Here is a 10,850-nt window from a genome sequence, read left to right as displayed (position 1 = left end):
CAGGCTCGCTCCCACAGGGTTAAGCGTTACCTGTGGGATTCGGGGTATCCTGTGGGGCCTGATACCGGACGCTTTCCATGCTGGCGATTTCCAACAACGTGCACATTCCCGATGCCGAGATCGAGCTGACGGCCATCCGCGCCCAGGGCGCCGGGGGGCAGAACGTCAACAAGGTCTCCAGCGCCGTGCACCTGCGCTTCGACATCCCTGCTTCGTCGCTGCCCGAGTTCTACAAGGAGCGGCTGCTGGCCCTGCGTGACAGCCGCATCACCAGCGACGGCGTGTTGATCATCAAGGCCCAGCAGTACCGGACACAGGAACAGAACCGGGCCGATGCACTGGAGCGCCTGGCCGAGCTGATCCTCAGTGCCACCAAGGTCGAGAAAAAGCGCCGCCCGACCAAACCGACCCTGGGTTCGAAGACGCGTCGCCTCGAATCCAAGAGCAAGCGTGGCTCGATCAAGGCCGGCCGTGGCAAGGTGGATTTCTAGCTTCTATCCCGTTCCTCGCGATACCTCGGCGCCTGCCGGTAGAGGTAGATGCTCAACGCCAGGCCGCCGAGCGCTGCCAAGGCCGCGAACAGGAAGATCGAGGCAAAGCCAAACCCTGCCGCAATCGCGCCGGCCAATGGTCCGGTGATCCCCAGCGACAAATCAATGAACAGCGAATAAGCGCCCACCGCCGCCCCACGGCTGGATGCCGGTACCAGGTTGACGGCCTCGACACCCAGTGCCGGAAATACCAGCGAAAAACCGAAGCCACTCAACGCCGCACCCGCCAGTGCCCACTGCGCATCGGGTGCCAGCCATAGGAGCAACAAGCCAAGGGTTTCCACTGACAGGCAGGCAATCGCTACCCGAAAGCCTCCCAGGCGGTTGATCAGATTGCCGAACAGTAGGCGTGCCCCGATGAAACAGGCACCGAACAGGCTCAGGCACAGCACCGCGTTGTCCCAATGTTGGGTCGCGTAGTACAAAGTAATGAACGTGGCGATGGTGCCGAAACCGATGGAACCCAGGGCCAGGCCGCTGCCATGGGGCAGGACGCGCCCCAGTACATGCATGAACGGTAGACGTTCGCCGGCAACCACGGGCGCGGCGGTTTTCGGCCAGGCCAGCGCCACCCCCAGCACGGCCAGCAGGATGATGCTGACGCCCATGCTCCACAGCCCCAGGGACTTGACCAGCCACACCCCCAGCGGCGCGCCAATCGCCAGCGCGCCGTAACTGGCGATGCCGTTCCAGGAAATCACCTTGGCCGTATTCGCGGCGCCGACCCGGCCGATGCCCCAGCCAATCGAGCCTGAGCCCACCAGGCTTTCCGCGCTGCCCAGCACCAGGCGCCCGATCAGCAGGCTGATCAGGCTCAGGGTCGGCAGGTCATGGGTCCAGGCGGACGCGAGCATGAACACGCCGCTCAACCCACACCCGGCGAGGCCGAAGATGACGGCGCGCTTGCTGCCCAGGTTGTCGATGATCTTGCCTGCGTAAGGGCGGCTGAGAAGGGTGGCCAGGTACTGGACGCTGATCACCAGCCCGGCGATCACGGCGCCAAAACCCAATTCGCCATGGACGAACCCGGGCAGCACGGCCAGGGGAATGCCGATATTCAAATAGCCGATGAAGGTGAAGAGGACGATGGATACGACTTGCAGCGTGACCGCCAAGGGGCGCTGGGAATCTGACATGGGAAAAGGTCCACGGAGCAGCTGGATAGATAGGCTGCTTATGATAACGGCGCGCGTAGAAATGAGGCGTGGGAAAGTAAAACTATTTGCCCGTCAGCCGTCGTTTTGCCCGGCGACCAAGTGTGTGGTGACCAGCGCGGCGAGGGCATTTTCCTCGGTGCCGAAACGGGCCAGCAGCGTGGCTTGTTTCTCTGGCGAAAGGCGCATCCAGATCTCGACCATTTTTTCAGTGGTGCCGATCAGCACATTGGCTTGGGCCTCGCTGAAGGGGGAGGTGTCATCGGTCATGGTAGGGGCTCGAGGTTCAGGCAGTGGGGAAAGCGCATCTTAGGCTCTGTACGAAAAGTCTTGAGACGAAGGTCAGGCAAGGCGAAAACAGCCGAGGAAGCGCAGTGTACTGGAGTACATGAGCATTCCGAGGCTGTTTTCAACGCAGCATGAACGAGTATCAAGGCTTTTCGTCCAGAGCCTGCGCTTTCCACACGGTCTGGTGGTGCGAGTGGATCAGTCTTCGCTGTCGGCCTGGCGGCGTTCAGTGGCTTCTTTGGGCTCGGGTTGCCGGGCGTCTGGTTGCCCTCCGGCCTGTAGCGTGGTCGTCTGCTCAGTGTCGTGCAGGCTTGGGAAGGGGAGATTAGGAATCTCGTGCATATCGCGCTCCTCGCAAAGTCTGTTGGTAGATCTGGTAGATCCTCGCTTTCATAAAGCCCGGGCAGGATACCCCAGGAGAGATGACAAAAAGACTTTTAAATCCCGGTGCACCGACAAATGGGATTGTCTAGACAGGTCAGTCTCAATGGTCTTTTTGCTTGCGAAATGCCCAGCGTCCGGCGATCAGCGTAAAGGTCGCCACCAGCGCCACAAGAATCCAGAAGCCCTCGGGATCACTGGCGAGCGGCACGCCGCCGACGTTCATGCCAAAGAAACCGGCGATGATGTTGATAGGCAAGGCCAGTACCGTGACCATCGTCAGGGTGAACAAGGTGCGGTTGGTCTGTTCATTGAGGTTGGCGGCGATTTCTTCCTGCAACAGCTTGATCCGTTCGCCCAGCGCGGTGAGGTCGTTGATGATCAGCGCGAACTCTTCGGTGGATTTGCGCAGCTCCTTGACGTCTTCTTTCTGCAGCCACTGTGGCGGCCGGTTGAGCAGGCGCAGCAACGAGCCCGGCTCCAGCGCCAGCAGGCGTTGCAGGCGCACCAGTACCCGGCGTTGGGCGCCCAGCTCGGCGCGGTTGGTGGACAGGCGCGAGGAGAGCAACTGGTCTTCGATCTGGTCGACGCTGAGGCTGGTCTTGCGCACGATCTGGGTCAGCACTTCGCCCTGGTCGCGCAGCAGATGGACGAGCAATTCCAATGGCGAGCGAAAGCATTCGCCGGCCTTGACCGATGAGCGCAGCTTGTCGACCGAGTGCAAGGGGTGTAGCCGTGCGCTGACAATCAGTCGGCTGTGGACGCAGACCCACAAGGTCGAGACGTCCGAGGAGATCATATTATTGAGGTTGAACACGACGTCGTTCACCACGGCCAGCAGCGCCGAGTCCACATGCTCGATGCGGGTCGAACGCGAACCTTCGTGCAAGGCTTCGAAAAACTCCTGGGGCAAGGCCAGCTGACTTTTCATCCTGCGCTCGCAGGCGGCGTGAGCCAGGTTCAGGTGCAGCCAGAGGAATTCATCGTTGTCTTGTGGTTGTTGCAGGCTTTGCAGGGCCTGGGCCGAATCGATTTCCCGTCCGCGCTCGCCGGGACGGAAACGAAACCCGTAGAGCAGGCCGAACAGGTCCGGGTCGCGGTGACTTTGGTCGATGCTGTGATTCATGAAGTCTCGCTGGCGGGAAGTGCCTGTGGTGGCTACAGGTTCACTTGGGCGAGATCATGGCAAGGAATCTTGATGGTTTTGTGACAGTTGCGTGATGCGGGGGCCTTTTTATAAGCACAATAAAAACCGCGCAACCTGAGGGTTGCGCGGCTCTTTTTTATCAGTCATCCACTTCGTTTTTCAGGACTTTGCCGGTGGCTGCGTCGAGTTCAACGTCAAACTTTCTGCCGTCGGGATAACGTACTTCAACTTCATATTCGTAACCATTAAAGCGCTGTTCCAGATCAGCGAGGCCGACGGTTGCTCCTGGGTGCAACTTCTCGACGATTTGCTTCAGCTCTTGGTCCGGCTTGATCTTGCCTTCCTTGACCAGCTGAGGAACCTGGTCAGGCCGAACATCATTATCCGCTTGGGCCAGGCCAGCAGTCAGGGTCAGGGCAGCGGCGGTGAACAGGGCAGTCAAAGTTTTCATAAGGTCTTTCCTTGGGTGTGTCGTTTAAGTGGGATCAGATTAACTGTGGCAACTTAATTCACCCTTAATTCGAAAAAACCTTTGCGCGGGACTGCTGAAGTAAGGTTTGTTGGGACAAGAACTGTGGAAAGTCTGTGGGAGCAAAGCTTGCTCGCGATGTGGGCAGTGCGGTTTCAGTACAACCGCATTATCGTTCGTCGCGAGCAAGCGTTGCTCCCACAGTTGATCAATAACCGTTCTTTTCCAGCAACTGCGTCACACTGCCTGTTTCGGGACGCTTGAAGTACTTGAGCAATTCACTGGCCCGGTTGGTGAAAATGCCATCCACGCCGGCCTCCATCACTTTCTTGAAGTCCACCGGCTCATCCACAGTGTAGACATGCACCAGCAAACCCTGATCGTGGGTGTACTGGTTCATCCAAGGCTGCACCAGATCCGCATAGCTCTGGCTACCGCCATGGGTCAGTGCGGCTGACGGTCCGGTGCCGATGGCGCCCTGGGCCTTGGCGTACTGGACCCATTTCTCGAACTCGGCGCGGTCCTTGGGTTGCTGCTTGGCGTAGTAGGCGGCCTTGTCGGTTTCACCGGACTCGGCAAATGTCACCTTGGACTTGGGCTCGATGTTGCCTTCACCCACCCACAGCAACAGGACCTTCGGTACCTTCGGCATTTCCTTGTGCAGCAGTTCGAGACTGCTCTTTTCGAAGGTCTGCAACACCACTTTGCCTTTGCCCTGGCCTACGCCGGTAGCGCTTTTGGCCAACTTGGACCCGGCCGGACTCAGCCAGCCGCGATCCTGCAGTTTATCCTTCAGGTCGCGTTCGATACCGGGGAACAGCTTCGGCTCCTTGGTTTCGATGTACAGCCCCGGTTTGTGCTGCGGATTGCCCTCGGCGATGTCGATGACTTCATCGAGGGTCAGGATCTTCAGCCCCGCGAACCCGGGACGCGCGCGGTCCGGGTAGGCAGTGTTGAACCAGCTGCCAGCATCGAGGGTCTTGAGCTCGGCCATGGTGAAGGCGTTGGCGCTGCTGTCCTTGCGCTCGGGGAACTTGGCCGCAACGTCCGTGGTGCGCAGCAGGCTGTCATCGTGCAGGACGAACAGCACGCCGTCCTTGCTGCGTTGCAGGTCCAGTTCCAGGTAATCGGCGCCGAGGTCGCGGGCCAGCTTGTAGGAGGCGGCGGTGGATTCCGGTGCATCGAACGAGGCACCACGGTGGGCGATTACCGCCGGGTGGGGGATACCCTGGCGGGTGGCCAAGGCCTTGGGGTTCGGCGCCTCGGCGGCCTGTGTCTGACCGAAGCCGAGCAACAGGCTCAACATCAACACGCTACGGGTAAAGGTGACGGGCATGCTCGAGATCCTTTCGTCGTTGTGCAAAACCTATCTTTTAACAACTGAACGCTCTGAGCGCTATCGCCAAACTCACATAAACCTCCGGGAAACAGATTTTTCCCACGCCTTTGCAGGCAGGTTTGCAGTACCCTTGGCCGCAGCAGTTTCCCCGGCAGAGGGAAACCTGAAGCAACAGTCGCCTGCCCTGCGTGTAAACCATCGATCAGACGTCCTGCGGGACGCATCCATGAGGTTTACCATGCGCACCACTTCAACCTTCATCTGCCAGGCCGCCGACCAACTCAAGGGCTTTGTCGGCCTGAACCGCAAGACCGGCCAATACATCGTGCGCTTCAGCGAAGACGCCTTCGGCATGGACGTGGCTGACGACGGCATCATCCCCACTTGCGAATTCGTCTGGGTTGCTGCCACGGACAGCACCATGACCCTCAAGCGCGAGCGGATCCAACTGCTGCTGGACCAGAACATCGATGATCGCCTCAACCTCACCGAACCTCTGCGGGTGTACATGGCGCGCAGCGACCTGCCGGAAATCGTGGCAATGCGGCAGTTGGTAGTGGAGGGCTGATCCCTCACCGCAGATCAAGTGGTAGCGAGCCTGCTCGCGATGGCGTCGGTACAGTCGGCATGGATGCCAGTAGACCCACCGCTATCGCGAGCGGGCTCGCTCCACAGGGGATTGGCGATGGATGTCAGGACTGGCGTCGGAACGCGTAATCCCGTTCGACCTTGCACACCCGTGTATGGCAATAGGCATACCAGGTAGAACGGCCACGCTCGCGGATTGCGCTGTGTTCGGGGTGCTGTTTCCAGGCCAGAATCGCCGCCTCGCTGCTCCAATACGATACGGTAATACCCAGGCCTTCTTCGCCCCGGGCCGATTCGATGCCGAGAAATCCTGGCTGTTCTTTCGCCAGCGTCACCATGCGTTCGGCAGCCTCGGCATACCCCTGATCTCCTTCGGTACGCAGGGAAGTGAAAATCACGGCGTAATACTGACCGCTCATGGCATCTCCCTCGTACACGCTTCGACAAAGGCCCTGACCAGCGGTGACACACGATCTTCCAGCGCGGCGCGTTCGGGTTGGAACAGGGTCGCGACGAAGAATGGATGATCCCGCAGCTCCACGGCCCGCAATTCGCCGGCCGAATCCCGGGCTACGGCATGCAGGCGGTTGCCCAGCAAATCCCGCTCAAATGCTGGATTGACCCCAAAGCGACAGCGATAACCTTCGAGCACGGTCTGGCGGCCATAGGCCTCGGCAATCAACGACCCCGCAACAAGCTGAAGGCTGTCGATGGTTTCGACCAAGGCACAGCTCAGCGGCGTCAGCAGTGCCCTTTCCGCTTCTGGAGAGGTTTCGCCGTGGGCGGCATCGGTCCAGCCCATCACGTGGCGCGCGTATTCCAGCACGGCGTGCTGAAAACCACCGCAGGTGCCGAGGAAAGGGCGACGCTGTTCGCGGGCAAAGCGAATAGCGTGCAAGGCGCCATTTTCGTTTCGGTAGGGGCTGCCGGGTACGCACCAGATGCCGTCGAAATCGGCCAGAGGGGTAGCGTCAGTGATCAGATCCGTCGCCAACCATTGAAAGCTGACGCCATGGCCGGCCGGCCTGCTGGCCAGCTCAAGTGCAATGGGAATGGCCCGATGGGCCGTTATCTGCGGGTCGTGGTCGCCGATCAGGGCGATGTGCAAAGGACGCTGGATTTTCATGGAGGGCTCCCCGCTTGTTGATTGCTGGTCGCCACTATAGATTGGCGTTCACGCACTCAATATTGGCGTCTATCCAAGTGTTCAATGCATCAGTGCACTATCGTCTGGAGTATTCCGATCTCTCCCTGATCCTGGCGTTGGTCCGTGGCGGCTCGCTGGCTCGGGCTGCGCGGCTGCTGGACGTGGATGTGTCTACGGTGTTCCGCTCGGTACGCCGGCTCGAGGCAGCCCTGGGCCAACCCTTGTTCGAAAAAAGCCGTGCCGGGTATTTGCCCACGAGCCTGGCCCAGACGCTGTCCGAACAGGCCGAGCGCGCCGAGCAGGCCCTGGAGGCGGCACGGATCGGTGTGGAGCAGGGCGGTGAGGTGGTCACTGGCACCGTGCGCTTGACCTGCACCGACTCGGTCCTGCAAGCGTTGCTGCTGCCGGCGCTAGCGCGGTTCATGCCGGCCTATCCGGCATTGACCCTCGAGTTGAGCACTTCGAACGACTTCGCCAACCTGAGTCGTCGCGATGCCGATATTGCTTTGCGCCTGACTCGCACACCGCCGGAGCATCTGGTGGGGCGGCACCTGGGCGATGTCGTCTACCGAGTCTGCGCAAGTCCGATTTACCTGGCTGGCGCGAATCTGGATGATTTGGCGTCCCTGACCTGGATCGCACCGGACGACTTCCTCCCCGATCACCCCACCGTGGCCTGGCGCCGACAACTTCTCCCCGGAGTGATGCCAGCCTATCGCTGCAACAGCATGCTTTCAGTCGCCGAATTGGCGCGAGCCGGTCTGGGCGTCGCGGCGCTGCCGGACTTTCTGATCGGTGAAGACCAGGGATTGACTCCCTTCGGCGAACCGCTGGAGGGCTATGACACGGCGCTCTGGCTGCTGACACGGCCAGACTGCCGCGCGTTGCGTTCGGTGGTGACATTGTTCGACGAGTTGGGGCGTAGTCTGCGACAGCGCTGATGTTTCACGAGCGGAGCGCGCTGGGATAGATGATGATCGCTTAATAGTTATAGTGCCTTTAGCACCAGCCACAAGCGGAGAACATCATGGCGAGCCCCTACCAATCCACCCCCGCAGCGTCCGTTGACCACTTGCGTTTTCATCGGCCGCACGCGCACCTGGGACCCACCTTCGGGAATGATCGCTTTGCGTTGCGAGCGGAGGCGTTCGCGCGTTTTTTTGGCACGCCGATGTTTCTTGGCGCACAAACCCTGATCGTGCTGGTCTGGGTAGGCTTGAACCTGTCGGGCGTCGTGCACTTCGATGCTTACCCGTTCATCTTGCTCAACCTGGCGTTCAGTCTGCAGTCGGCCTACGCCGCCCCACTGATCCTGCTGGCGCAAACCCGCCAGGCCGCTCGGGATAAAGCCCAGGCGGAAGCCGATGCGCAACATCGCGAAGCCCTGGCCATTGCCAACACCGAGCGTCAGGCCCAGGCCGCGCACAATACGGCGCAATTGCTCGAACTGCTGGAACAGAACACCCGCCTGACAGAAATGACCAAGGCATTGACCGAGCGTATCGACAGCCTGACCACCGAAATGCACCAGAAATTCGTGAGCACGCCCCCGGCGCAATGACCCTCCGTGCCGCGACTCCGGCGGTGAGCACTCAAGCCTGATAGCGAACCAGAAACATGTCGAGGGCCGACTCGATCACCTGCGCTTGCTCATCCAGGGTCAGGCTCGGCTGACCCATGGAGATCTGTGGCCAGAAGGCGAACGTCTTGATCAACCCGTGCATTTGCTGGGCAGCAAATGCCGGCTCCACGGGCTTCAGTCGGCCATCGACCTGGGCTTGGCGAATCCAGGTGGTGAGGCCTTCTTCACGTTGGCCCATACGCGAAACCATATTCTGGGCCCGCTCGGGAGAATGTATGGTTGCGGCGATGGCGATACGCGCCAGATCGAGGAAGTTGTCGTCTGACATCAGCTGCAACTTGGCTTGCAGTAACCGACGCAATTGCTCACGCAAAGGCTCCAACGGGTTGTACGCCATCTCCTGCTCGGCGGTAATGCTGTTCCATAGCCGATTCAGGATTTCAGCGAACAATTCTTCCTTGCTGGGAAAGTGGTTGTACACCGTACGCTTCGACACACCGGCGGTCGCCGCGATCTTATCCATGCTGGTGATCTCGAAACCGCTGCTGCGAAACTCGGCAATCGCGGCCTGGAGAATGGCTTCGCGTTTTCGTTCGGTAAGGCGTTGCGGTACGGTCATGGGCATTCGTCGGTAGAGAAGGGTGGATTACACTCAGCAGTTTACTTACTCCCAGGATTCATGCAATCTAGAAACTACACCGAGTGGTGTAGATTTAGTGTGAGCGGCTGAGCGTAAACCTCGTAGCCAGCCATGTCCCGCAACGGCGAAGCGCACTTTCGGCGACGTCCTTGGAGTTATCGCACCATGAGCATTCCCGCTTCCTCGACCGACAGCACGGCTGCCAACCCTGCCTCCCGACACGAACAAGGGAAGTATCGCAATCACGCCCATACCCCGCGAGAAGGGTTCGGCCAGATGCTGCGCATCATCTGGAACATGCTCCTTCACAAGCCGCGCACCACTCGGCCGGCCGGCGCCATCAACGTTCAACCGCTGACACGTGCCGAGCTGCTGGCAGCACCGAACCAGAGTGTGTTCCGTCTCGGCCATTCAACGGTTCTGCTCAAGCTGCGCGACAAATTCTGGATCACCGACCCGGTTTTCTCCGACCGTGCATCGCCCGTGCAATGGGCCGGCCCCAAGCGTTTCCATCAGCCGCCCATCAGCCTGGACGACCTGCCGCCGATTGAGGCGGTGATCCTTTCCCATGACCATTACGACCACCTCGACCACCAGGCCATCCTCAAGCTTGCCGACAAGACCCGGCACTTCCTGACGCCCCTTGGCGTGGGTGACACCCTGGTCAAATGGGGCATCGAGGCCAGCAAGGTACGTCAGCTGGATTGGTGGCAAGGTACCGAAGTGGATGGCATCGAATTCATTGCCACGCCATCGCAGCATTTTTCCGGCCGCGGCCTGTTCGATGGCAACAGCACGCTATGGGCGTCATGGGTGATGATCGATGGCGGCACGCGGATCTTCTTCAGCGGCGACACCGGATATTTCGACGGTTTCAAACGCATCGGCGAGCGATACGGCCCCTTTGACCTCACGCTGATGGAAACCGGCGCCTATAACGTCGATTGGCCCCATGTCCACATGCAGCCGGAGCAGACCCTCCAGGCTCATATCGACCTCAGGGGCCGTTGGCTACTGCCGATTCACAATGGCACGTTCGACCTGGCGATGCATGCCTGGTTCGAACCCTTCGACCGCATCCTGGCCCTGGCCTGGGAACGCAACGTGCCCATCACCACACCGCAGATGGGCGAAGCCTTCACCCTGACCCATCCACATCGCGGCCATGCCTGGTGGCTGGATGTGGAAGCCTCGGCCTATCAGAACCCGGCAGGCGCGGCCTGATACCCGTGATGCAACGATCTCGCTATTCGATCATCGCGTAGTCGGGCCGCCCCGCCGGATCCGGCGTGGCACCCTTGATGTTCATGCCACGCCCCGGTGCAAAGCCGGGGAAGAACACCAGGCCTTCGGCTTCAAGGCAGAACGCCAGCGCCAGGCGCGTCACATCGAGCAACTCGCCTCCCGCTTCGAAGCGCCGGATAGCCTTGACCGAAACCCCGGACTGCCGGGATAGTTCCTCGACGCTCCAGCCCAGCATGGCGCGGGCCTGTGCGCTGTGGGCAGGGGTGAATTGATAGACAGCGATGCGTTCCAGGGTGGTTTTGATTGCGAGAGAGGCCAT

Annotated in this window: 15 protein-coding genes; 5 read left to right on the top strand and 10 right to left on the bottom strand. The window is 60.4% G+C overall.

The annotated features are described in order from the left end of the window. Positions 1 to 77: 77 nt before the first annotated feature. On the top strand, positions 78 to 491 hold the full coding sequence (gene arfB, locus N005_RS10350) for an alternative ribosome rescue aminoacyl-tRNA hydrolase ArfB (RefSeq protein ID WP_041020761.1): 414 nt from the start codon (positions 78 to 80) through the stop codon (positions 489 to 491). Here arfB and N005_RS10345 read toward each other — a convergent pair. The 6 genes from N005_RS10345 to N005_RS10325 all read right to left on the bottom strand — a co-directional run bounded on the left by N005_RS10345 (position 488) and on the right by N005_RS10325 (position 5,326). After that, the gene (locus N005_RS10345; RefSeq protein ID WP_047701117.1) at positions 488 to 1,687 is read right to left on the bottom strand and encodes an MFS transporter; all 1,200 of its coding nucleotides are present in this window, start codon (positions 1,685 to 1,687) and stop codon (positions 488 to 490) included. The genes arfB and N005_RS10345 overlap by 4 nt on opposite strands. A gap of 93 nt (positions 1,688 to 1,780) precedes the next feature. Beyond that, positions 1,781 to 1,975, bottom strand: a complete 195-nt coding sequence (locus N005_RS10340; RefSeq protein ID WP_047701116.1) for a hypothetical protein — start codon at positions 1,973 to 1,975, stop codon at positions 1,781 to 1,783. 216 nt (positions 1,976 to 2,191) lie between these two features. Further along, positions 2,192 to 2,335 (bottom strand): hypothetical protein, encoded by a 144-nt coding sequence (locus tag N005_RS29410; RefSeq protein ID WP_162843596.1) that lies wholly within the window; start codon positions 2,333 to 2,335, stop codon positions 2,192 to 2,194. Positions 2,336 to 2,477: 142 nt separating this feature from the next. Then, on the bottom strand, positions 2,478 to 3,500 hold the full coding sequence (locus N005_RS10335) for a transporter (protein ID WP_047701115.1): 1,023 nt from the start codon (positions 3,498 to 3,500) through the stop codon (positions 2,478 to 2,480). A 160-nt stretch (positions 3,501 to 3,660) separates the two neighbouring features. Beyond that, positions 3,661 to 3,972: a PepSY domain-containing protein gene (locus N005_RS10330; RefSeq protein WP_047701114.1), complete on the bottom strand. Its 312-nt coding sequence runs from the start codon at positions 3,970 to 3,972 to the stop codon at positions 3,661 to 3,663. 226 nt (positions 3,973 to 4,198) lie between these two features. After that, positions 4,199 to 5,326 carry a glycerophosphodiester phosphodiesterase gene (locus tag N005_RS10325; protein WP_047701113.1) on the bottom strand — a complete coding sequence of 376 codons (1,128 nt, stop codon included), beginning with the start codon at positions 5,324 to 5,326 and terminating at the stop codon, positions 4,199 to 4,201. Positions 5,327 to 5,567: 241 nt separating this feature from the next. Between N005_RS10325 and N005_RS10320 the strand changes: the two genes are divergently transcribed. Beyond that, entirely contained in the window at positions 5,568 to 5,897 is a 330-nt protein-coding gene (locus N005_RS10320) for a DUF2025 family protein (protein WP_047701112.1), read from the top strand. A gap of 124 nt (positions 5,898 to 6,021) precedes the next feature. On the opposite strand, the gene N005_RS10315 is transcribed toward N005_RS10320, so the two are convergent. Continuing rightward, positions 6,022 to 6,336: an antibiotic biosynthesis monooxygenase family protein gene (locus tag N005_RS10315; protein WP_047701111.1), complete on the bottom strand. Its 315-nt coding sequence runs from the start codon at positions 6,334 to 6,336 to the stop codon at positions 6,022 to 6,024. Next, positions 6,333 to 7,043 carry a CTP synthase C-terminal region-related (seleno)protein gene (locus tag N005_RS10310; protein ID WP_047701110.1) on the bottom strand — a complete coding sequence of 237 codons (711 nt, stop codon included), beginning with the start codon at positions 7,041 to 7,043 and terminating at the stop codon, positions 6,333 to 6,335. Before N005_RS10310 ends, N005_RS10315 begins: the two co-directional genes overlap by 4 nt. A gap of 14 nt (positions 7,044 to 7,057) precedes the next feature. Between N005_RS10310 and N005_RS10305 the strand changes: the two genes are divergently transcribed. Together N005_RS10305 and N005_RS10300 are read left to right on the top strand one after the other, a co-directional pair. Further along, positions 7,058 to 8,005, top strand: coding sequence for a LysR family transcriptional regulator (locus N005_RS10305; protein ID WP_081993250.1), 948 nt, complete (start codon positions 7,058 to 7,060; stop codon positions 8,003 to 8,005). A gap of 86 nt (positions 8,006 to 8,091) precedes the next feature. Further along, positions 8,092 to 8,625 carry a DUF1003 domain-containing protein gene (locus N005_RS10300; protein ID WP_047701108.1) on the top strand — a complete coding sequence of 178 codons (534 nt, stop codon included), beginning with the start codon at positions 8,092 to 8,094 and terminating at the stop codon, positions 8,623 to 8,625. Positions 8,626 to 8,656: 31 nt separating this feature from the next. Here the strand turns inward: N005_RS10300 and N005_RS10295 are convergent, their stop codons facing one another. Further along, complete coding sequence (locus N005_RS10295; protein WP_047701107.1) at positions 8,657 to 9,265, bottom strand: TetR/AcrR family transcriptional regulator; 609 nt, start codon at positions 9,263 to 9,265, stop codon at positions 8,657 to 8,659. Positions 9,266 to 9,451: 186 nt separating this feature from the next. Here N005_RS10295 and N005_RS10290 point away from each other — a divergent pair, with 186 nt between their 5' ends. Then, positions 9,452 to 10,510: an MBL fold metallo-hydrolase gene (locus N005_RS10290; RefSeq protein WP_047701106.1), complete on the top strand. Its 1,059-nt coding sequence runs from the start codon at positions 9,452 to 9,454 to the stop codon at positions 10,508 to 10,510. A 22-nt stretch (positions 10,511 to 10,532) separates the two neighbouring features. Here the strand turns inward: N005_RS10290 and N005_RS10285 are convergent, their stop codons facing one another. Then, positions 10,533 to 10,850: a helix-turn-helix domain-containing protein gene (locus N005_RS10285; RefSeq protein WP_024779566.1), complete on the bottom strand. Its 318-nt coding sequence runs from the start codon at positions 10,848 to 10,850 to the stop codon at positions 10,533 to 10,535.

The sequence above is a fragment of the Pseudomonas mediterranea CFBP 5447 genome (assembly GCF_000774145.1).
Taxonomy (GTDB): Bacteria; Pseudomonadota; Gammaproteobacteria; order Pseudomonadales; family Pseudomonadaceae; genus Aquipseudomonas; species Aquipseudomonas mediterranea.
The sequence above is the reverse complement of the archived record's forward strand: the minus strand, read 5'-3'. Positions and strand labels throughout refer to the sequence as shown.

Bases quoted from the DNA above. Each gene is read 5' to 3' on its own strand.
- N005_RS10290 (WP_047701106.1), top strand. From the start codon at position 9,452: ATGAGCATTCCCGCTTCCTCGACCGACAGCACGGCTGCCAACCCTGCC.
- N005_RS10295 (WP_047701107.1), bottom strand. From the start codon at position 9,265: ATGACCGTACCGCAACGCCTTACCGAACGAAAACGCGAAGCCATTCTC.
- N005_RS10345 (WP_047701117.1), bottom strand. From the start codon at position 1,687: ATGTCAGATTCCCAGCGCCCCTTGGCGGTCACGCTGCAAGTCGTATCC.
- N005_RS10285 (WP_024779566.1), bottom strand. From the start codon at position 10,850: ATGGCCTCTCTCGCAATCAAAACCACCCTGGAACGCATCGCTGTCTAT.
- N005_RS10320 (WP_047701112.1), top strand. From the start codon at position 5,568: ATGCGCACCACTTCAACCTTCATCTGCCAGGCCGCCGACCAACTCAAG.
- N005_RS10330 (WP_047701114.1), bottom strand. From the start codon at position 3,972: ATGAAAACTTTGACTGCCCTGTTCACCGCCGCTGCCCTGACCCTGACT.
- N005_RS10325 (WP_047701113.1), bottom strand. From the start codon at position 5,326: ATGCCCGTCACCTTTACCCGTAGCGTGTTGATGTTGAGCCTGTTGCTC.
- N005_RS10300 (WP_047701108.1), top strand. From the start codon at position 8,092: ATGGCGAGCCCCTACCAATCCACCCCCGCAGCGTCCGTTGACCACTTG.
- N005_RS29410 (WP_162843596.1), bottom strand. From the start codon at position 2,335: ATGCACGAGATTCCTAATCTCCCCTTCCCAAGCCTGCACGACACTGAG.
- N005_RS10315 (WP_047701111.1), bottom strand. From the start codon at position 6,336: ATGAGCGGTCAGTATTACGCCGTGATTTTCACTTCCCTGCGTACCGAA.
- arfB (WP_041020761.1), top strand. From the start codon at position 78: ATGCTGGCGATTTCCAACAACGTGCACATTCCCGATGCCGAGATCGAG.
- N005_RS10340 (WP_047701116.1), bottom strand. From the start codon at position 1,975: ATGACCGATGACACCTCCCCCTTCAGCGAGGCCCAAGCCAATGTGCTG.
- N005_RS10310 (WP_047701110.1), bottom strand. From the start codon at position 7,043: ATGAAAATCCAGCGTCCTTTGCACATCGCCCTGATCGGCGACCACGAC.
- N005_RS10335 (WP_047701115.1), bottom strand. From the start codon at position 3,500: ATGAATCACAGCATCGACCAAAGTCACCGCGACCCGGACCTGTTCGGC.